At 71.0% G+C, this 19,276-nt stretch carries 16 protein-coding genes and 1 riboswitch; of the genes, 8 read left to right on the top strand and 8 right to left on the bottom strand.

What is annotated here, in order from left to right:
• Positions 1–119 precede the first annotated feature (119 nt).
• The 3 genes from ACIBL4_RS35925 to ACIBL4_RS35915 all read right to left on the bottom strand — a co-directional run bounded on the left by ACIBL4_RS35925 (position 120) and on the right by ACIBL4_RS35915 (position 4,057).
• The gene (locus ACIBL4_RS35925) at positions 120–905 is read right to left on the bottom strand and encodes a M23 family metallopeptidase (protein ID WP_399416001.1); all 786 of its coding nucleotides are present in this window, start codon (positions 903–905) and stop codon (positions 120–122) included.
• A gap of 13 nt (positions 906–918) precedes the next feature.
• A riboswitch (cyclic di-AMP (ydaO/yuaA leader) is annotated at positions 919–1,082 on the bottom strand.
• A gap of 192 nt (positions 1,083–1,274) precedes the next feature.
• On the bottom strand, positions 1,275–2,663 hold the full coding sequence (locus ACIBL4_RS35920) for a M16 family metallopeptidase (protein ID WP_399416000.1): 1,389 nt from the start codon (positions 2,661–2,663) through the stop codon (positions 1,275–1,277).
• Positions 2,660–4,057, bottom strand: a complete 1,398-nt coding sequence (locus ACIBL4_RS35915) for a pitrilysin family protein (RefSeq protein WP_356923510.1) — start codon at positions 4,055–4,057, stop codon at positions 2,660–2,662. Before ACIBL4_RS35915 ends, ACIBL4_RS35920 begins: the two co-directional genes overlap by 4 nt.
• 440 nt (positions 4,058–4,497) lie before the next feature.
• On the opposite strand from ACIBL4_RS35915, the gene ACIBL4_RS35910 reads away from it, so the two are divergent.
• Positions 4,498–6,954: a DNA topoisomerase (ATP-hydrolyzing) subunit A gene (locus tag ACIBL4_RS35910; RefSeq protein ID WP_399415999.1), complete on the top strand. Its 2,457-nt coding sequence runs from the start codon at positions 4,498–4,500 to the stop codon at positions 6,952–6,954.
• An 18-nt stretch (positions 6,955–6,972) separates the two neighbouring features.
• Here the strand turns inward: ACIBL4_RS35910 and ACIBL4_RS35905 are convergent, their stop codons facing one another.
• The gene (locus tag ACIBL4_RS35905; RefSeq protein ID WP_399415998.1) at positions 6,973–8,037 is read right to left on the bottom strand and encodes a CobW family GTP-binding protein; all 1,065 of its coding nucleotides are present in this window, start codon (positions 8,035–8,037) and stop codon (positions 6,973–6,975) included.
• Between the two features lie 321 nt (positions 8,038–8,358).
• Between ACIBL4_RS35905 and ACIBL4_RS35900 the strand changes: the two genes are divergently transcribed.
• Both ACIBL4_RS35900 and ACIBL4_RS35895 read left to right on the top strand, forming a co-directional pair.
• Entirely contained in the window at positions 8,359–8,916 is a 558-nt protein-coding gene (locus tag ACIBL4_RS35900; protein ID WP_399415996.1) for a DUF6082 family protein, read from the top strand.
• 300 nt (positions 8,917–9,216) lie between these two features.
• Positions 9,217–9,456 (top strand): hypothetical protein, encoded by a 240-nt coding sequence (locus ACIBL4_RS35895; RefSeq protein WP_399415995.1) that lies wholly within the window; start codon positions 9,217–9,219, stop codon positions 9,454–9,456.
• A gap of 133 nt (positions 9,457–9,589) precedes the next feature.
• On the opposite strand, the gene ACIBL4_RS35890 is transcribed toward ACIBL4_RS35895, so the two are convergent.
• Positions 9,590–10,750 carry a citrate synthase/methylcitrate synthase gene (locus tag ACIBL4_RS35890; RefSeq protein ID WP_399415994.1) on the bottom strand — a complete coding sequence of 387 codons (1,161 nt, stop codon included), beginning with the start codon at positions 10,748–10,750 and terminating at the stop codon, positions 9,590–9,592.
• Between the two features lie 109 nt (positions 10,751–10,859).
• Here ACIBL4_RS35890 and ACIBL4_RS35885 point away from each other — a divergent pair, with 109 nt between their 5' ends.
• From ACIBL4_RS35885 to ACIBL4_RS35870, 4 genes are all read left to right on the top strand, one after another.
• Positions 10,860–12,119 (top strand): citrate synthase family protein, encoded by a 1,260-nt coding sequence (locus ACIBL4_RS35885; RefSeq protein ID WP_399415993.1) that lies wholly within the window; start codon positions 10,860–10,862, stop codon positions 12,117–12,119.
• 53 nt (positions 12,120–12,172) lie between these two features.
• The gene (locus ACIBL4_RS35880; protein WP_399415991.1) at positions 12,173–13,117 is read left to right on the top strand and encodes a sucrase ferredoxin; all 945 of its coding nucleotides are present in this window, start codon (positions 12,173–12,175) and stop codon (positions 13,115–13,117) included.
• 103 nt (positions 13,118–13,220) lie between these two features.
• The gene (locus ACIBL4_RS35875) at positions 13,221–14,891 is read left to right on the top strand and encodes an ATP-binding protein (protein ID WP_399415990.1); all 1,671 of its coding nucleotides are present in this window, start codon (positions 13,221–13,223) and stop codon (positions 14,889–14,891) included.
• Positions 14,891–15,571, top strand: a complete 681-nt coding sequence (locus ACIBL4_RS35870) for a response regulator (protein WP_356923605.1) — start codon at positions 14,891–14,893, stop codon at positions 15,569–15,571. The genes ACIBL4_RS35875 and ACIBL4_RS35870 overlap by 1 nt, the downstream gene beginning before the upstream one ends.
• Positions 15,572–15,600: 29 nt before the next feature.
• On the opposite strand, the gene ACIBL4_RS35865 is transcribed toward ACIBL4_RS35870, so the two are convergent.
• The 3 genes from ACIBL4_RS35865 to ACIBL4_RS35855 are packed head-to-tail and all read right to left on the bottom strand — an operon-like array spanning position 15,601 to position 18,384.
• Entirely contained in the window at positions 15,601–16,662 is a 1,062-nt protein-coding gene (locus ACIBL4_RS35865) for an ABC transporter substrate-binding protein (protein WP_399415989.1), read from the bottom strand.
• A gap of 53 nt (positions 16,663–16,715) precedes the next feature.
• Positions 16,716–17,579, bottom strand: a complete 864-nt coding sequence (locus ACIBL4_RS35860) for an ABC transporter permease (RefSeq protein WP_399415988.1) — start codon at positions 17,577–17,579, stop codon at positions 16,716–16,718.
• Positions 17,569–18,384 (bottom strand): ABC transporter ATP-binding protein, encoded by an 816-nt coding sequence (locus tag ACIBL4_RS35855; protein WP_399415987.1) that lies wholly within the window; start codon positions 18,382–18,384, stop codon positions 17,569–17,571. Before ACIBL4_RS35855 ends, ACIBL4_RS35860 begins: the two co-directional genes overlap by 11 nt.
• Positions 18,385–18,545: 161 nt before the next feature.
• Between ACIBL4_RS35855 and ACIBL4_RS35850 the strand changes: the two genes are divergently transcribed.
• Positions 18,546–19,241, top strand: a complete 696-nt coding sequence (locus ACIBL4_RS35850; RefSeq protein WP_399415986.1) for a response regulator — start codon at positions 18,546–18,548, stop codon at positions 19,239–19,241.
• Positions 19,242–19,276 lie beyond the last annotated feature (35 nt).

Genomic DNA, 19,276 nt, shown 5'->3' with positions numbered 1-19,276 from the left:
AGCCGGAATTTCCGACGGCAGACCGGAATCCAGGGATATTTTTTGGACAGCCGGGCGTCACAAACGCCGAAAGCCCCGGCTCGGGGAGCCGGGGCCTCGGGAAGCGGAGTGGTGCGCCGTCAGACGCTCACGCCGTGCGAGCGGAGGTAGGCGACCGGGTCGATGTCGGAGCCGTACTCGGGGCTCGTACGGGCCTCGAAGTGCAGGTGCGGACCGGTGACGTTGCCGGTCGCGCCGGACAGGCCGATCTGCTGGCCGGGGGTGACCTTCTGGCCCACCGAGACGCTGATGGACGACAGGTGGCCGTACTGGGTGTACGTGCCGTCGTTCATCTTGATCACGATCTGGTTGCCGTAGGAGCCGCCCCAGCCGGCCTCGACGACCTCGCCCATGCCGACCGCGTGGACGGAGGTGCCGCTGGCGGCGTGGAAGTCGACACCGGTGTGGCTGCCGGAGGACCACAGGCCGCTGCTGGCCTGGTAACCGGTGGAGACGTACGAGCCGGAGATCGGGGGCACGAAGGTGTTGAGGCGCTTGCGCTCGGCCTCGCGGGCGGCGCGTTCCTTGGCCTCGCGGGCCTTCTCGGCGGCTTCCTTGGCCTCCTTGGCCGCCTCGGCGGCCCGCTCGCGGGCGGCCTCCTCGGCCTTCTGTTTGGCGGCGGCCATCTCGGCGGCCTGCTTCTGGGCGGCGGCCTGGGCGTCGATCTGCTGGGCCACGGTGTCGCCCATGGTGACGACGGGAGTGAGGCCGGTCTGCTCGACGGCGGGCTCGGCCGCGAAGGCCGGGGCGGCCACGCTGCCGATGACACCGGTGGTGGCGAGGGCCGCGACGCCCGCCGCGCGGGCCGTGCCGCGCTGCATCCGGCTGGGACGACGGTGCTTCCCGGTGGCGCGGGTGAACGCCATGGAGTGCCTGGTCCTTTCCTTCCTTCTCGCCTACCGGGTTAGCTGACGGGTTCGGAGCAGGAAGGTCTCCTACGGACCCCCTCGCGGCTCGCGCGGGCGTCCGATTCACCCCAGGGACTGCGGTGGGTCCCCGGCTCCCCTGGCTCGCGCCGTACGGGGACTCGGCGATGACTGTCCGGTGCCGCGGGTGCGGCGCACTGCCTGACGAACAGCCCGGACGAACCTAAGCGGGGCCACTTTCAATTCCCAAACGGATCCCGGTTTTTGTAGCGCATCCCACAGGGCAGACAGGCAACCTCCGCACCAATTCGGGCATAAAGGAGCCCTGGTGCCTTAGAAGACAACCAGGGCCCCTGCGCGCGCGTGCTCCTACTCGGCGGCGACGACCGAGACTTCGCCGATGCCCAGGGCCTCGACCGGGGCCTTGATCTGCGCCGCGTCACCGACGAGCACGGTCACCAGCCGGTCCACCGGGAAGGCGCTGACGGCCGCCGCGGTGGCCTCCACGGTGCCGGTCGCGGCGAGCTGCCGGTACAGCGTGGCCTGGAAGTCGTCGGGCAGGTGCTGCTCGACCTGGTCGGCCAGCGTGCTCGCGACGGCCGCCGCCGTCTCGTACTTCAGCGGCGCCACGCCGACCAGGTTCTGCACGGCGACGTCCCGCTCGGCGTCGGTCAGCCCCTCGGCGGCGAGCGTGCGCAGCACCGTCCAGAGGTCCTGGAGGGCGGGGCCGGTGTTGGGCGTGTCCACGGAGCCGCTGATGGCGAGCATCGCGGCACCGGTCCCGTCCGGGGCGGACCTGAGGACCTGGCCGAACGCCCGCACCCCGTAGGTGTAGCCCTTCTCCTCGCGCAGCACGCGGTCCAGGCGGGAGGTGAGGGTGCCGCCGAGGCAGTACGTGCCGAGCACCTGCGCGGGCCACACGCGGTCGTGCCGGTCCGGGCCGATCCGGCCGATCAGGAGCTGCGTCTGGACGGCGCCGGGGCGGTCCACGATGACGACCCGGCCCGTGTCGTCGGCGGTCACCGGCGGCACCGGGCGCGGCTCGGCCGCGGAGCCGGTCCAGGCGCCCAGCGTGTCGCCGAGCAGGGCGTCGAGGTCGATGCCGGTGAGGTCGCCGACGACCACGACCGTGGCCGTGGCGGGCCTGACGTGCCTCTCGTAGAAGGCGCGTACGGCCGCGGAGTCGATCGCGGCGACCGTCTCCTCGGTGCCCTGGCGGGGCCGGGACATGCGCGAGTCCGCCGGGAACAGCTCCTTGGAGAGCTCCTTGGCGGCACGGCGGGCGGGGTTGGCCAGCTCGTGCGGGATCTCGTCGAGGCGGTTGCGGACCAGCCGCTCGACCTCGCTGTCCGCGAACGCGGGGGCCCTCAGGGCGTCGGCGACCAGGCCGAGCCCCTTGGCGAGCCGGGAGGCCGGCACCTCCAGGCTGAGCCGGACGCCGGGGTGGTCGGCGTGCGCGTCGAGGGTGGCGCCGGCGCGCTCCAGTTCGGCGGCGAAGTCCTCGGCGGAGTGCTTGTCGGTGCCCTCGGAGAAGGCCCGGGCCATGATCGTGGCCACACCGTCGAGGCCGGCCGGCTCGGCGTCCAGGGGTGCGTCCAGCAGCACCTCCACGGCGACGACCTGCTGGCCGGGGCGGTGGCAGCGCAGGACCGTCAGGCCGTTGCCGAGCGTGCCGCGCTCGGGGGCCGGGAAGGCCCACGGCTTGGCCTCGCCCGCCTGCGGCTGGGGGTGGAAGTCCATCGTGGCGAGCTCGGTCACTTGGCCGCCTCCTCGTTCTCGTTCAGGGCCGCGGCTGCGGTGTCGTCGGTGGTGTCGGCGTCCTCGGCGGTCTCCGCGTCGCCCGTCTCGCCGGCGACGGGCTCGTAGACGAGCACCGCGCGGTTGTCGGGCCGCAGGCGGGCCTTGGCGACCTCCTGGACCTCCTCGGCCGTCACCTCCAGCACGCGCTGCACGGCGGTCAGGGCGAGCTGCGGGTCGCCGAACAGGACGGCGTACCGGCACAGTTCGTCGGCGCGGCCCGCGACCGTGCCCAGCCGGTCCAGCCACTCGCGCTCCAGCTGGGCCTGGGCACGCTCCATCTCCTCGGCCGTGGGGCCCTCCTCGGCGAACCGGGCGAGCTCCTCGTCGATGGCGGACTCGATGACCGGGACCTCCACGTCACCGGACGTCTTCACGTCCAGCCACCCCAGGGAGGGCGCCCCGGCGAGTCGCAGCAGGCCGAAGCCGGCCGCCACGGCCGTACGGTCGCGCCGCACGAGGCGGTTGTACAGGCGGGAGGACTCGCCGCCGCCGAGGACCGTCAGGGCCAGATCGGCCGCGTCGCACGCGCGCGTGCCGTCGTGCGGCAGCCGGTAGGCGGCCATCAGGGCGCGCGCCGGGACCTCCTCCTCGACGACCTCGCGCAGCTGCTCGCCGATGATCTCCGGCAGCGCGCCGTCCCGGGGCGCGGGCTTGCCGTCGTGCCCGGGGATGGAGCCGAAGTACTTCTCGATCCAGGCCAGGGTCTGCTCCGGGTCGATGTCGCCGACCACGGAGAGCACGGCGTTGTTCGGCGCGTAGTAGGTGCGGAAGAACGCGCGGGCGTCCTCCAGTGTGGCCGCGTCCAGGTCGGCCATGGAGCCGATCGGCGTGTGGTGGTAGGGGTGGCCCTCCGGGTAGGCGAGGGCGGTCAGCTTCTCGAAGGCGGTGCCGTAGGGGACGTTGTCGTAGCGCTGGCGGCGCTCGTTCTTGACGACGTCCCGCTGGTTCTCCATGGACTCGTCGTCGAGCGCGGCCAGCAGGGAGCCCATGCGGTCGGCCTCCAGCCAGAGGGCGAGCTCCAGCTGGTGGGCGGGCATGGTCTCGAAGTAGTTGGTCCGCTCGAAGCTGGTGGTGCCGTTCAGCGAGCCGCCCGCGCCCTGGACGAGCTCGAAGTGGCCGTTGCCCTTGACCTGGGCGGAACCCTGGAACATCAGGTGCTCGAAGAGGTGAGCCAGGCCGGTACGCCCCTTGACTTCGTGGCGCGAGCCGACGTCGTACCAGAGGCATACCGCCGCGACCGGGGTCAGGTGGTCCTCGGAGAGCACCACGCGCAGGCCGTTGGCCAGGCGGTGCTCGGTCGCTGTCAGGCCCCCGGAGCCTGCCTGGGCTGTGGCCGTGTGACCCATGGGCATGTACGTCCCTTCGATCGCGGCGCGGTCGCTCGAACCGCGGTTTTCCTGGCGAGTCCTGCCACTGTATGCAAGCGTGCGGGGCCCTGGTGAAGTTCCCGGGGGGCGTACGCGGAGAGCGTGAGAGGGAAGCGGCCGGGGCGGTGCGCGGTGGTGACGGCGGGCCGGTCCCGGGGCCGGGAAAAGACCGGCGGAAGACCCCGGAGCCGCCGGCCCGACCGGGCGGCCCGCGGCAGTCCTCCGGCAGCGTCCGATCCGCCGCCCGGGCCGGGCGGGCGGCACCCTCGGCCCGGGTATGAACCCCTGCCGGGGAGGCCGCAGACCGGGTCCTGGTTCCGTGCCGGGGAGGCCGTAGACCGGGTCCTGGTCCCGGTTGTCAGTGCGGCGGTCCACAATGGTCGGCGTCAGATCTCGTTCAACGCTTCAGCAAGGAGCCGGCAGCGATGGCCCGCCGCAGCACGAAGACCCCGCCGCCCGACGACTCGTACGAGGAGAGAATCCTCGACATCGACGTCGTCGACGAGATGCAGGGCTCCTTCCTCGAGTACGCGTACTCGGTCATCTACTCCCGCGCCCTGCCCGACGCGCGCGACGGTCTCAAGCCGGTCCACCGCCGCATCGTCTACCAGATGAACGAGATGGGCCTGCGCCCCGAGCGCGGGTACGTGAAGTGCGCCCGCGTCGTCGGCGAGGTGATGGGCAAGCTGCATCCGCACGGCGACGCGTCGATCTACGACGCCCTCGTGCGCATGGCCCAGCCCTTCTCGATGCGCGTCCCCCTGGTCGACGGCCACGGCAACTTCGGCTCGCTGGGCAACGACGACCCGCCGGCCGCCATGCGGTACACCGAGTGCCGGATGGCCGAGGCGACGAGCCTGATGACGGAGTCCATCGATGAGGACACCGTCGACTTCAACCCGAACTACGACGGCCAGGAGCGGGAACCGGTGGCGCTGCCCGCCGCCTTCCCGAACCTCCTGGTCAACGGTGCCTCGGGCATCGCGGTCGGTATGGCCACGAACATGCCGCCGCACAACCTGCGCGAGGTGATCGCCGCCGCCCGCCACCTGATCAGGTACCCGAACGCCGATCTCGACGCCCTGATGAAGCACGTGCCGGGCCCCGACCTGCCCACCGGCGGCCGGATCGTCGGACTGTCCGGCATCCGGGACGCGTACGAGACGGGCCGCGGCTCGTTCAAGATGCGCGCCACGGTGTCCGTGGAGCCCGTGACGGCCCGCCGCAAGGGCCTCGTGGTCACCGAGCTGCCCTTCACGGTCGGCCCGGAGAAGGTGATCGCCAAGATCAAGGACCTGGTGGGCTCGAAGAAGCTCCAGGGCATCGCCGACGTCAAGGACCTCACCGACCGTGAGCACGGGCTGCGCCTGGTCATCGAGATCAAGAACGGCTTCGTGCCGGAGGCGGTCCTGGAGCAGCTGTACAAGCTGACGCCGATGGAGGAGTCCTTCGGCATCAACAACGTCGCCCTGGTCGACGGCCAGCCGCTCACGCTGGGTCTGAAGGAGCTGCTGGAGGTCTATCTCGACCACCGCTTCACGGTCGTGCGGCGGCGTTCGGAGTTCCGCCGCACCAAGAAGCGGGACCGGCTGCACCTGGTCGAGGGTCTGCTGACGGCCCTGCTGGACATCGACGAGGTCATCCGCCTCATCCGCTCCAGCGAGAACTCCGCGCAGGCGAAGCAGCGCCTGATGGAGCAGTTCTCGCTGAGCGAGGTGCAGACGCAGTACATCCTCGACACGCCGCTGCGCCGCCTGACCAAGTACGACCGCATCGAGCTGGAGACCGAGAAGGACCGGCTCAACGCGGAGATCGAGGAACTGACCCGGATTCTCGACTCGGACACGGAGCTGCGCAAGCTGGTCTCCTCCGAACTGGCCACGGTCGCCAAGAAGTTCGGCACCGACCGGCGGACGGTCCTGCTGGAGTCGGGTGGCGCCCCGGTCGCCACGGTGCCGCTCCAGGTGGCCGACGACCCGTGCCGGGTGCTGCTGTCCTCGACGGGGCTGCTGGCCCGTACGGCGAACGGCGAACCGTTCCCGGAGGACGCCGGCACCAAGCGGGTCAAGCACGACGTGATCGTCTCGGCGGTGCCCGCCACCGCCCGCGGCGAGGTGGGCGCTGTCACCTCGGCGGGCCGGCTGCTGCGGCTGAACGTGATCGACCTGCCCCAGCTCCCGGAAGCGATGCCGACGCCGAACCTCGCGGGAGGCGCCCCGCTCGCCGAGTTCGTCTCCCTGGAGGACGACGAGACGGTGGTGTGCCTGACGACGCTCGACGAGTCGTCGCCCGGCCTTGCGCTCGGCACGGCACAGGGCGTCGTCAAGCGCGTGGTGCCGGACTACCCGGCCAACAAGGAAGAGCTCGAGGTGATCACCCTCAAGGAGGGCGACCGGATCGTCGGCGCGGTCGAGCTGCGCACCGGCGAGGAGGATCTGGTCTTCATCACCGACGACGCCCAGTTGCTGCGCTTCCAGGCGTCCCAGGTCCGGCCGCAGGGCCGCCCGGCCGGCGGTGTGGCCGGCATCAAGCTCACCGAGGGCGCGAAGGTCATCTCCTTCACGGCGGTGGACCCGGCGGTGGACGCCGTGGTCTTCACCGTCGCCGGCTCGCGGGGCACGCTGGACGACTCCGTGCAGACGACGGCCAAGATGACCCCGTTCGACCAGTACCCGCGCAAGGGCCGCGCCACCGGCGGCGTCCGCTGCCAGCGATTCCTGAAGGGCGAGGACTGCCTGTCCCTGGCCTGGGCGGGCCCGGCCCCGGCACTCGCCGCGCAGAAGAACGGCACCCCGGCCGACCTCCCGGACATGGACCCGCGGCGTGACGGCTCGGGTGTGTCCCTGGCGAAGACGGTGGCCGTGGTGGCGGGGCCGGTCTAGAACCCTCCGGCGGAGGGCTCAGGCAGGCTCTGCGTCTGCCGGGTCCTCCTCCGGGTTCTGTACGTACCTGAGGACGCCCCACATGCCGCGCTCGTCGGCGTGCGGGGCGTCGCTCCTGCACGCGCCGAGTTCCTTGTCGAGGGCGGGGGCGTCGATGCCGGAGCCGATCAGGACCAGCTGGGTGAGGCGCTCGCCGCCGGCCGGCCAGGGCTCCGGGTAGAAGCGCAGGAACCGCCCGACGGCATGGACGGCGTAGCGGTCCCGCACGTCGTAGGGCCCGAAGTCGACATAGCCCTTGATCCGGTACAGCCCCTCTGGACGGCTGTCGAGGAACTCCATGAGCCGGCGCGGGTCGAGGGGCTCCTTCGAGACGAACGACAGGCTGTCGTAGGCGCTGTGCAGGTGCTCGGCGTGGTCGTCCGCGCCGTGCTCGTGCAGGTCGTCGAAGGACAGCTGCCCGATGCGTTCCTCGCTCGGCCGGCAGTCGAAGAGGAACTCGGGGTCGATCCGGCCGTAGGAGGCCGGGACGACGGCGGCGCGGTCGACGAGGGAGCGGACCACTCCGAGGACGCGTTCACCGTCCGCCGCCCGGTCGAGCTTGTTGACCACGACGAGATCGGCCAGCGCGAGATGCCGGTCGATCTCCGGGTGCCTGGACCGGGTGTCGTCGAACTCGGCGGCGTCCACGACCTCGACGAGCCCGCCGTACACGATCCCCGGATGCTCGCTGGCGAGCACCATCCGCACGAGTTCCTGCGGCTCGGCCAGCCCGCTCGCCTCGATGACGATGACGTCGATGCCTAGGGAGGGTTCCGCCAGCCGTTCCAGGTACTGGTCCAGCTCGCTCGCGTCGACGGCACAGCACAGACAGCCGTTGCCGAGCGAGACCGTCGAGTCGCCGAGCGCTCCCGCCACGGCCATCGCGTCGATCTCGATGGCCCCGAAGTCGTTGACGATGGCGCCGATACGGCTGCCGCCGCTGCGGTGGAGGAGGTGGTTGAGCAGTGTGGTCTTCCCCGAGCCGAGGAATCCGGCCAGGACGACGACCGGGATCTGCTGCGGTTCCGGGCTCGGCAGGCTCACCGTGCGACCTCTCTCACGCCGACGCGTGCACCGGCTCGCGTTCCCGGCGCACGTATGAGGATGGGATGCCGCCCCAGGATACGAGCCGTCGGAATCGCGGCGAAGTGAACGATTGTTAGCAGCACTCGCGGGGCAGACGTTGGGCATGGCGCCGGTTTGTGCGACCCTCGCTTCCCTCCGTGCGCCTCCTCTCCGCCTCCCCGCCGATCAGAGCCGCTCGGCACTCTGGGAGACGGCAAGCGCCGCCCACCGCTCGCCGGTCCCCTTCAGTCGACCCGCGTACCGACGACCGGCGGACGGCCGCCTGAATCGGGGGTTGACATGGGCACACGGAAAATGAGCTTTCGGGGGCTGGGTGCCACCGCCTCGGCAGGGATCGTCCTGGCGGCGGGCGCCGCCGTCGCCATGGCCGCGCAGCGGCCGGCGTTCCATGCGTTGCGTACCCGGATCGAGCATCTGGAGGAGGCCGCACAGTCACAGCGCCGGGCCAACTTCGCCCACCAGCAGCGCCTGCACTGGGAGTTGCTGAGCAAGGCGATGGACGATCCGGAGCTGGCCGAGGTGCTGGACGTGTACGACGGGACCGTCTCGCCCAGGAAACTCCGCCAGTTCCTCTTCGCCAACGCCCTCTACACGAACGCCCTGTGCTATCACCGCATGGGCAACATGAGCCGGGAGGAGTTCTTCGGCTTCGCCCGGAGCATGCTGCAGAACGCCGCCTTCAGGGAGTACTGGTACGCCTCCCGCCCCCATCGGGCGACCCTCGCCGACTCGTCCCAGGAGGCCAGGCTCGGACGCATGGTCGACGACCTTCTCGTGCAGTTGGAGGAGGCGGACACCGACCAGTGGTGGGTGGTCGGGGAGCCGCCGGGCGAGTAGGGGGCTCCTGGTGGAGAGCGATCAGAAGCCCCCTGGCGCCGGGCCCCGGCCGTAAGCGCCGTACCTTCCGGATCACTCTCTTGAACGCATCACACGGCTGGGCGGTAACGAACCCATAAACCGGCGCGTTTCCCCAGATGCCCACAAGGTTGACTACTGCGCATCCCGCGAACCGGGTCGACCACCGCCGAACCGCCGCTCCACGCCGCCCGGTTGTCGAGGCCGCGGCCCCACAGGGCCGCATCGCACCGCAGGCTACAGTGCGCACCAAGCCTCGAGATCAAAAGGAACGCCAGAACAGTGAGCCACATCATCCGTCGGATTGGCACCCCTCCGAGCGCGCGGGGAAGTGCGACTGGTGCCAATTGCCCCGATATCTTCGAGCTGTCCGACGGCAGGTTCGCTGTAATCGGCACCGACCTCACCGAAGAACTCGACGGGAAGCTCCCCGGCGACGCGTCCAGAGCGGACTACGAGCGCATCGTCGTGGTCTCGCGCAGGACCCTCATCGACGCCAAGGCCGATATTCCCGACGCCTGATCTCGTCGGATGCCCGTCCGGTCCGCGGACATGCCTGTCGCCCCCGCGGGTCGGACCTCCGTCGAGCCGGTCCTGCGGCTCGGGTCCGGCACCTCCTGGTGCCGGACCCTCCGTGTTCCTGCGGCGCCGGCCGTCAGGCGGGCACGGGTGCCGGCGCCTCCGGTCCCACATAGCGCGCCACCGGCCTGATGATCTTCGTGTCCTCCGCCTGTTCCAGAATGTTGGCGCTCCAGCCGACGACGCGCGCGGCGGCGAAGGTCGGTGTGAACATCTCGCGGGGCAGGCCGCAGAGTTCCATGACCACGCCCGCGTAGTACTCCACGTTGGTGTGGAGTTCACGGCCGGGCTTCAACTCCGTCAGGATCGCCTCGACGTGCCGTTCGACCTCCACGGCGAAGTCCACCCGCGGGCCACCGAACCCCTGGGCGACCTCGCGCAGCATCCGCGACCTGGGGTCCTCCGTGCGGTAGATCGCGTGCCCGAAGCCCATGATGCGCTCACCGGCGAGCACCCGCTGCCGCACCCAGGAGTCGATACGGTCCGGGGTGCCGATCGCGTCCAGGGTGTCCAGCGCACGACTGGGCGCTCCCCCGTGCAACGGCCCCGACAGGGCCGCCAACGCACCGGCGAGGCACGCCGCCACGTCCGCACCCGTCGACGCGATGACCCGGGCCGTGAAGGTTGATGCATTGAATCCGTGATCAATGGTTGAGATCAGGTATTGCTCGATCGCCCGTGCGTGCCGCTCGGTCGGCACCGAACCGGTCAACATGTACAGGTAATTGGCCGCGTACGACAGGTCCTCACGCGGCTCCACCGGCTCGAGTCCCTTCCCCAGCCGGTGCAGCGCGGTGAGCAGTGTGGGTACGGCCGCGGTCGCCTCGACGGTGTCCTGCCTGCGCCGGTCGGCATCGATGTCGTACACGGGCCGGAAGCCCTTGGCCGCGCCCAGCAGCGACAGCGCCGTGCGCATCCCGGCGAGCGGGCCGGAGCGCCCGCCGGCCGCCGCGATGGCCGGCAGGGCCGTACGGACCTCGTCGGGCAGCCGCCGCAGCGCCGCGGTCCGCGCCGCGAAGGCCTCGCTCTGCCCCGGGTCCGGCAGGTCGCCGTGCACGAGCAGATGCCAGACGTCCTCGAAGGCGCGGGTCCGCGCGAGGTCGACGGCGGAGTACTGCCGGTAGTGGTAGAAGCCCTCGACGCCACGGACGTCACCGATCCGGGTGTCGGTGACGACGACACCGGCGAGTCCCCGCGGTGCGTCGATGAGAGCGGTTGCGGACCTGTTGACGGACATGTCTTCCTCCCTGGACTTGATTCGACTGTCCATGGTTGACTTACTTGGTGTCAATATTGATTGAATCAATATGCCAGTCAATGGGCCGCTAGGCGGATACGGTGACCCCATGCGCGATCAAGAACCCGCCCCCCTCGACGCGGAAAGTCGGCTGAGCACCAAGGAGGCCGCCGAGCTGCTCGGTGTGAAGCCGGAGACCGTCTACGCGTACGTGAGCCGCGGTCAGCTCAGCAGCCGGCGGGTGGCCGGCGGCCGGGGCAGCACCTTCGACGCCAGGGAGGTCGAGGCGCTCGCCCGGCGCAACAGGCGGGAGAGCGCCGGGAGTTCCCCCTCCGGTGGCGAGTTGTCCGTACGGACCCGCATCACACTCATCGAGAGCGACCGCTACTACTATCGCGGTGTCGACGCCGTCGACCTGGCCACGCGGCACACCTACGAGGAGGTCGCCGAGTGGCTGTGGACCGGCCGGATGCGGCCGGGCAGCACGTTCACCGCACCGGCCGCCTCGGTCGCCGTGGCCCGCCGGGCCGTCGACGCGCTGCCCGACCACGCCGCGCCCACCGACCTGCTGCGCGTCGCGACGATCGCCGCCGCGACCGCTGACCCGCTGCGCTTCGACCTGTCCGAGGACGCCGTGCTCGGCACCGCGCGCACCCTCATTCCCACACTGGTCGCCGCCCTGCCCCCGGCGTTGCGCGACCGCCGTGACGAAGGCCCCCTGGCCCACCGTCTGTGGTCCAGGCTGTCGGCGCACAAGGACCCCGATGAGGCGTCCCTGCGGGCCCTGGACACCGCGCTCGCCCTCCTCGTCGACCACGACCTGGCCGCCTCGACCCTCGCGGTGCGCGTCGCCGCGTCGGCCCGTGCCCACGCCTACGCGGCGGTCTCCGCCGGACTCGGGGTGATCGAGGGCCCGCTGCACGGCGCGGCCAGCGGGCTCGCGCACCGGCTGCTCCAGGACGTGCTCGACCAGGGCGACGCGGCACCGGTGATCGCGGACGAACTGCGCGCGGGCCGCCGTATCCCGGGGCTCGGCCACCGGCTCTACCCGGGCGAGGACCCACGCGCGCGTGCCCTGTTCGCCCTCCTGGAGCGGATCCCGCGCGCGGAACCCGCTCTCCTCGCCGCCCGCGACATCGTCGAGACCACCGCCCGCCACACCCCGCTGCACGCCAACGTCGACCTCGCGCTCGCCGTGCTCACCACGTCCTGCGGCATGCCCCCGACCGCGGGCGAGACGATCTTCGCGGTGGCCCGAACGGCGGGCTGGATCGCGCACGCCCTCGAGGAGTACGGCGAGCGCCCGCTGCGCATGCGTCCGAGCGGTCTCTACGCGGGGCCGAAGCCGCCGCAGCCACTGCCGGAGTAGGCAAGGGCGGGGCCGGAATGAGCCGCGGCCCAACTCAGGTTAGGCTCACCTCTGTGAGTACGTGCTCAAGCGTCTCCCGGGACTCCGACGAGCCCGTTTCGGGAACCGCGGCCACCGCGAGGACCTGGCTGTTGCTGGAACAGCCCGGTCCGTGGGGTGCCAAGGCGCTCACTTCGAGCCACCTGGACCCCGCGCTGGGCCGCGCCCTGGAGGCGGCCGCCAAGGACACGGGCGTACGGATCGCGCTCATCCGCCGCCCCGGACGCCACGCGGACCAACGGATGCCCGCCACCCGCCGGGTGTACGCGGCCCACACCGTTCCGGGAAACGTGTGGCTGCACGGCGCCACCACCTCGGACCCCGGGCAGCTCCTCGATCTCGACTTCGCCGCACTCGGCCGGGGCGACCACGGCACCTTCGACGCGGTGCTCGGCGGACGGCCCCACGAGGGTGATCCGCTCGCCCTCGTATGCACCAACGGCAAGCGCGACCGCTGCTGCGCCCTCCTCGGCCGCCCGCTCGCGGCCGAACTCGCCGCGTCCGGGGTCGAGGGCGTCTGGGAGGTCACCCATCTGGGTGGTCACCGCTTCTCCCCGACAGCGCTCGTGCTGCCATACGGATACGCGTACGGCCGGGCCGAGGCGCACACCCTCAAAGAGGTCCTGCACGGCGCTCGGGAGGGGCGGATCGTCGTCGAGGGGTGCCGGGGCAGCTCGGCCTGGGAACGGCCCGGCCAGGCGGCCGAGCTCGCCGTGCGCACCACGACAGGCGAATACGCCGCGGAGGCGCTGAGTGTCGTGCGGACGGCCGGCGCGGCCCCGCGCTGGGAGGTGACCGTCGTCCACGCCGACGGGCGTCGCTGGCAGGTCGAGGTGGCCCAGGGCGCGGCGCTGCCGCCCCGGCCGGAGAGCTGTGGAGCGGCGGTCCTCGGTTCACCCGCGCGGATGGACGTGGTGGCGGTGCGCGAGGTGAGGATGACGACGGCGCTCGCCGGCTGACCGGTCCGCCGACCGCGGTGCGGGCCGTCTTCTCAAGCATTGATCCAGAGATCCACGCCACACCCGTTACGGCAGGTAGCCGGCCCCACGTACCTTCTTGGGTATGAGCCCCACTCCCCCCGCACGCCGCCTGCGCCTCGGCCTGCCGCGGCGGGTGTTCTCGCAGGTACTGCTGATGCAGGTGGCGATCGCCGCGGGAGTCGCGGTCCTCGCGACCGGGCTGTTCCTCGCGCCCCTGAGCGACCAGCTGGACGACCAGGCGATGCGCCGCGCCCTCGCCATCGCGCAGACCACCGCGCAGCAGCCGGGCCTCGCGGAGGAAGTGAGGGACACGCCTCCCTCACCGAACGGTCCGGTGCAGCGGGAGGCGGAGCGGATCCGGAAGGCCACCAAGGCCGAGTACATCGTGGTGATGGACTGGCGCGGCGTGCGCTGGTCGCACACCGACCCGAAGCAGATCGGTGGCATCGTCTCGACCGACCCGGGCCAGGCCCTGGCCGGCAAGGAGGTCATGGAGATCGACAGCGGCACCCTCGGCCGCTCCGCTCGCGGCAAGGTGCCGCTGCGTGACAGCGACGGCAGGGTCGTCGGCGCCGTCTCGGTCGGCATCGCCTACGACAGCGTCCGGGCCCGGCTGATCCACGCGATCCCGGGGCTGCTGGCGTACGCAGGAGGTGCCCTGGCCGTCGGCGCGCTGGCCGCGTGGCTCATCTCCCGGCGGGTCCACCGGCAGACCAGGGACCTGGCCTTCTCGGACATCGCGGCACTGCTGTCGGAGCGGGAGGCGATGCTGCACGGCATCCGGGAAGGCGTCGTCGCCCTGGACCGCAGCGGTCGTATCCGCCTCGTCAACGACGAGGCGCAGCGCCTGCTGAGCATCGGGGACGGGGTGGTGGGCCGCTCCCCCGACGAGGCGCTCGGCGCCGGCCGCACGGCCGATGTGCTGGCCGGGCGCGTGACGGGCACGGACCTGCTCACCGTGCGGGGCCAGCGGGTGCTGGTCGCCAACCGCATGCCCACCGACGACGGCGGCGCCGTGGCCACCCTGCGCGACCGCACCGAGCTGGAGCAACTGGGCCGCGAGCTGGACTCCACCCGCGGCCTGATCGACGCCCTGCGCGCCCAGGACCACGAGCACGCCAACCGTATGCACACGCTCCTGGGGCTGCTCGAACTGGAGATGTACGACGACGCCGTGGAGTTCGTCGGCGAAGTGGTCGGCGACCACCGGGCCACCGCGGAACAGGTCACCGAACGCATCGCGGATCCGCTGCTCGCCGCCCTGCTGGTCGGCAAGGCGACCGTCGCGGCCGAGCGGGGCGTCGCCCTGTGGGTGTCGGACCGGACCAGGCTGCCCGACCGGCTGATCGACCCCCAGGGGCTCGTCACCGTCGTCGGCAACCTGGTGGACAACGCCCTCGACGCCGTCGCGGGCAAGCCGCACGCGCGCGTGGAGGTCGAACTGCGCGCCGAGGGCCGTACGGTGATCCTCCGGGTGCGCGACACCGGCCCGGGAATCCCGCCGGAGCACCAGGAGTTGATCTTCACCGAGGGATGGTCCACGAAGAAGCCGCCCGCGCACCGAGAGCGGGGCATCGGGCTCTCCCTGGTGCGCAGGCTCGCCGAGCGGCAGGGGGGCAGCGCGACCGTCGGGGATGCTCATGGCGGGGGTGCGGAGTTCACCGTCGTCCTGCCGGAGGCGCTGGCCGAGCCTGGCCCGGAACCGGCCCTGACCGTGCCGTCAGCTCCGGAGACCGCCAAGGAGGAGTCGTGATGATCGAGGTCCTGGTCGTGGACGACGACACAAGGGTCGCGCGGGTCAACGCCGCCTACGTCGAGAAGGTGCCGGGCTTCCATGTCGCGGGTGAGGCCCACAGCGCGGCGGAAGCGCTGAGCCGGCTGGAGACGCTGCCCCGGCTCGACCTGGTGCTCATGGACCACTACCTGCCGGACGAGACGGGACTCGCGGTCGTGCAGGAGATGCGCCGTCGCGGCCACCAGACCGACGTGATCATGGTGACGGCGGCCCGGGACGTGTCCACCGTGCAGGCGGCGATGCGGCACGGCGCGTTGCAGTACCTGGTCAAGCCGTTCGCCTTCGCCGGTCTGCGCGCCAAGCTGGAGGCGTACGCGGAGCTGCGCCGCACCCTCGACGGCGGCGGGGAGGCGGAGCAGGCCGAGGTGGACCGCATCTTCGGGGCGCTGTCGGCCCCCTCCGAGCCGGATCTGCCCAAGGGGCACTCCCCCACCACCGCGGAGCTGGTCCGCCAGTCCCTGATGAACGCCGACGGGCCCCTGTCCGCCCAGGAGATCGCCGAACGGACCGGGGTGAGCCGCCAGACCGCCCAGCGCTATCTGAAGCTACTGGAGCGCACGGGACGCGCCAGGCTGACCCTGAAATACGGCGACGCGGGCCGCCCGGAGCACCGTTACGTGTGGGCGACCCGCGCCTAGAGAGGGCCGGTCGGAGGCCCTTTCGGGTGTCAGCCCGTGGCCTTCTTCGCGAACTCGGTCGTGTAGGTCCGACTCAGGTCGATCTTGGCGTTCTTGATGTTGGGGTTGAACGCCTTGAGCACCTTCTCGACCGTCTCGGGACCGTCCGCGGGCATCACGCCGTCCTTGGTGAACATCGGCAGTGTGCTCTTGATCGCCTGTGCGTAGAGGGCCCTGTTGCCCTGCGAGTAGTCGGCCGGCATCTTGGCGGCGATCTGGGACGCACTGTGGGTGGACATCCAGTTGAGCGTCTTGACGAATGCGTTGACCAGCTTCTGGACGGTGGCCTTGTGGCCGTTCACCCAGTCCGTCTGCATGTACAGACTCGACGACGGATAGGGACCACCGAGCGCCTCCTGGGACCCCTGCGGCGTCCGCATGTCGAGGAGGATTTTGCCCGCCTTCTTGTCCAGGACCTGCGCCACCGTCGGATCGGTCGTCATGCCGCCGTCGATCGAGCCCTTCTGGAGCGCCGAGATGAACGTCGGGCCGGCACCGACGGCGACGGGCGTGAAGTCGCTGACGCTCACGCCGTTCTTGACGGCGAGGTACTTGGTGAGGAAGTCCGTCGAGGAACCGAGGCCGGTGATGCCGAGCTTCTTCCCCTTGAAGTCCTTGGGCGAGGTGATGTCGCCCGCTGCCTTGGAGGAGACGATCTCGACCTCACCCGGCGCGCGCGAGAACTGCACGACCGACTCGACCTGCTTGCCCTTGGTCTGGAGGTCGAGGGTGTGGTCGTAGAAGCCGACGGCCCCCTGGACCTGGCCGGAGACCAGTGCCGTCTCGGCCTGGACGCCGGCGGGCTCGCTCAGCAACTGCACATCGAGTCCCTCCGCGCCGAAGTAGCCGAGCCGCTGGGTGAGCATGGCGGGCAGGTAGATGACCTTGTCCAGGCCACCGACCATGATCTTGACCTGCTCGCCCTTGCCGCCGCCTCCGCTGCCGGAGCCGGTCGACGCCGTACCGGCGGCGTCATTGGCACAGGCGGTGAGCGAGGACAGGGCGAGCAGGCCGACGGCGGCCAGGGCGGCGTATCGGGCGTTGGTGCGCATGGTGGTTCACGTCCTTGTGAAGGGAGGAAAAAGGGGGGCGTCCGGAGTGGGTGTCAGTGCTCGGAGTCCGCGGGCTTCCAGCGGAAGATGCGGCGCTCGGCGAACGTCAGCAGCCCTTCGGCGAGCAGCGCGACGACGGCGAGGATGACCATCGCCGCGTACACCCCGGCCGCGTTGAAGGTGCCCTGGGACTGCGCGACGAGCAGGCCGATGCCCTTGGTGGCACCGATGTACTCGCCGACGATGGCGCCGATGAGGGCGAAGCCGAAGCTGACGTGGAGGCTGGTGAAGATCCAGGACGTGGCGGACGGGATGACCACCTGAAAGGTCACCCGGCGGTCGCTCGCACCCAGGATCCGGGCGTTGGAGACGAGGTTCCGGTCCACCTCGCGGGCGCCCTGGAAGGCGTTGAAGAACACCGGGAAGAAGACCAGCACGACGGCCGAGGCGACCTTGGAGGCCGGGCCGAGCCCGAACCAGATCACGAAGATCGGCGCGAGGACGATCCTGGGAATCGAGTTGAGCACCTTGATGTATGGACCAAGAACATCGGCGAGCAAGGTGATCCGCCCCAGCGCGATGCCCAGCACGACGCCCGTGACCACGCCGAGGACCCAGCCGAGCAGTGCCTCGTAGAGCGTGTACCAGATCTGCTCGCCCAGGGAGCCGAGCGCGGTCCCGTGCATGACCCAGGTGGAGATCTGGTCCCAGATCTGGGAGGGCATGGAGAAGTTGAACGGGTCTATGACCTTGGCCCGGGACAGCACCTCCCACAGCCCGAGGACTCCGACCAGCAGCAGCGCCCGGACGAGGTTGATCAGGACTTTCCGCTTGCGTGCGGCCCGGGCCCGCGAGTAGGCACGGTCCGGTGCCTTGGCCGCCTCCACGACCGGTGTGCTGAGGAGCTCAGGCGACATGCGCGGCACTCCTCTCGCGCGTGATGCGCACCTCTTCGCCGAGGGACTCCCAGATCTCGCGGTAGATCTCTATGAACCGCGGCTCCAGGCGCACCGCCTCGACCTTGCGGGGCCGCGGCAGGTCGATGGTGAAGACCTGCTTGACGGTCGCGGGCCCTGCGGTCATCACGACGACCTTGTCGGCCAGCGCGATGGACTCCTCCAGGTCGTGCGTGACGAAGACGACCGAGGCGCGTGTGCCTTCCCACAGTTCGAGCAGCTCGTCCGACATCAGCGCCCTGGTCTGCACGTCGAGTGCCGAGAACGGCTCGTCCATGAGCAGGATCTCGGGGTCGTTGACGAAGGTCGCGGCGAGCGCGACGCGTTTGCGTTGGCCGCCGGAGAGCTGGTGCGGGTAGCGGTCCTCGAAGGCCTCGAGGCCCACCCGGGCCAGCCAGTCGCGCGCCTTCCGCTTCGCCTCCGCCTTGGGCACGCCCCGGAAGCGCGGTCCCGCCATCACGTTGGACAGCACCGTGCGCCAGGGGAAGGTGGCGTCCTGCTGGAAGACGAAGCCGACCTTGTCGCCGACGCCGCGCACCGGCTCCCCGGCGACCAGCACGTCGCCCTCGGTGGGCTCCTCCAGGCCGCTGACCAGGGTCAACGTGGTCGACTTGCCGCAGCCCGTGGGGCCGACGACCGCGACGAACTCCCCACGGCCGACCGTGAGGTCCAGGTCCCGGACGGCCGTGTGCAGGCCTCCCGACGGGGTCCTGAACGTCTTGCTCGCGCCCCGCAGCTCAATGGCGGGGCTGGTGTCTGCGCTCATGGCCGGGGACGGTAGGTCCGGCTCGGCCGGCGGCATCAGTCTTGTGAGCGCATACCGTTCTTTTGCTCGCAAGAGCCTGTTGTGCTCGTTTTGCGCGGGATACAAAAACGTAGCCGAAACAAGGGCTTGACGCCCGCATGGCCTTGAGGGAAAGAGGCCCGATGATTGACGTCCTGGTCGTGGACGACGACTTCCGTGTCGCCGAGATCAACGCGAAGTACGTGGGAAGGGTCCCCGGCTTCCGGGTGGCGGCCCGCGCGCACAACGCTGCCCAGGCGCTGGCGGCGGTGCAGCGCGGAGGGATCGACCTGGTCCTGCTGGACCACTATCTCCCCGACGGGACGGGGCTCGAACTCGTCCACCGCATGCGGGAACAGGGCCACGGCGCCGACGTCATCATGATCACTGCGGACGGCGACGTGGCGACCATCCAGGCCGCCATGCGCCTGGGCGCCCTGCATTACCTGGTCAAGCCGTTCACTTTCGCCGCGCTGCACACCCGCCTGGAGTCCTACGCCGCCCTGCGCCGCACCGTCGAGCGGGTCGGCGGCGGACGCGGCGTCGCCGTCCAGGAACAGGTCGACCGGATCTTCAGTGCCCTGCGCACCACCCCGGCCCTCGCGTCGCCGGGCCTGCCGAGCGGGAACTCGGAGCCGACGACGGAACTGATCTGCCGCGTCCTGCACCGCGCCGACCACCCGCTCTCCGCCCACGAGGTCGCCGCCGAGACCGGACTGAGCCGCTCCACCGCCCAGCGCTACCTGCGCCGCCTGGAACAGTCCGGCCGCCTGCGCCTCTCCCTCAAGTACGGCGACACGGGCCGGCCCGAACACCGCTACGCATGGGTGGCGCCGTAGCCCCAAGGCCTCGTGCGGGACCGCCCTGCACGGCC

It is taken from the genome of Streptomyces sp. NPDC050416 (assembly GCF_044458845.1).
Lineage (GTDB): Bacteria > Actinomycetota > Actinomycetes > Streptomycetales > Streptomycetaceae > Streptomyces.
The sequence above is the reverse complement of the archived record's forward strand: the minus strand, read 5'-3'. Positions and strand labels throughout refer to the sequence as shown.

Coding starts and splice junctions, on each gene's coding strand:
- ACIBL4_RS35875 (WP_399415990.1), top strand. CDS start 13,221: ATGAGCCCCACTCCCCCCGCACGCCGCCTGCGCCTCGGCCTGCCGCGG.
- ACIBL4_RS35865 (WP_399415989.1), bottom strand. CDS start 16,662: ATGCGCACCAACGCCCGATACGCCGCCCTGGCCGCCGTCGGCCTGCTC.
- ACIBL4_RS35855 (WP_399415987.1), bottom strand. CDS start 18,384: ATGAGCGCAGACACCAGCCCCGCCATTGAGCTGCGGGGCGCGAGCAAG.
- ACIBL4_RS35890 (WP_399415994.1), bottom strand. CDS start 10,750: ATGTCCGTCAACAGGTCCGCAACCGCTCTCATCGACGCACCGCGGGGA.
- ACIBL4_RS35915 (WP_356923510.1), bottom strand. CDS start 4,057: ATGCCCATGGGTCACACGGCCACAGCCCAGGCAGGCTCCGGGGGCCTG.
- ACIBL4_RS35885 (WP_399415993.1), top strand. CDS start 10,860: ATGCGCGATCAAGAACCCGCCCCCCTCGACGCGGAAAGTCGGCTGAGC.
- ACIBL4_RS35900 (WP_399415996.1), top strand. CDS start 8,359: ATGGGCACACGGAAAATGAGCTTTCGGGGGCTGGGTGCCACCGCCTCG.
- ACIBL4_RS35925 (WP_399416001.1), bottom strand. CDS start 905: ATGGCGTTCACCCGCGCCACCGGGAAGCACCGTCGTCCCAGCCGGATG.
- ACIBL4_RS35910 (WP_399415999.1), top strand. CDS start 4,498: ATGGCCCGCCGCAGCACGAAGACCCCGCCGCCCGACGACTCGTACGAG.
- ACIBL4_RS35860 (WP_399415988.1), bottom strand. CDS start 17,579: ATGTCGCCTGAGCTCCTCAGCACACCGGTCGTGGAGGCGGCCAAGGCA.
- ACIBL4_RS35870 (WP_356923605.1), top strand. CDS start 14,891: ATGATCGAGGTCCTGGTCGTGGACGACGACACAAGGGTCGCGCGGGTC.
- ACIBL4_RS35850 (WP_399415986.1), top strand. CDS start 18,546: ATGATTGACGTCCTGGTCGTGGACGACGACTTCCGTGTCGCCGAGATC.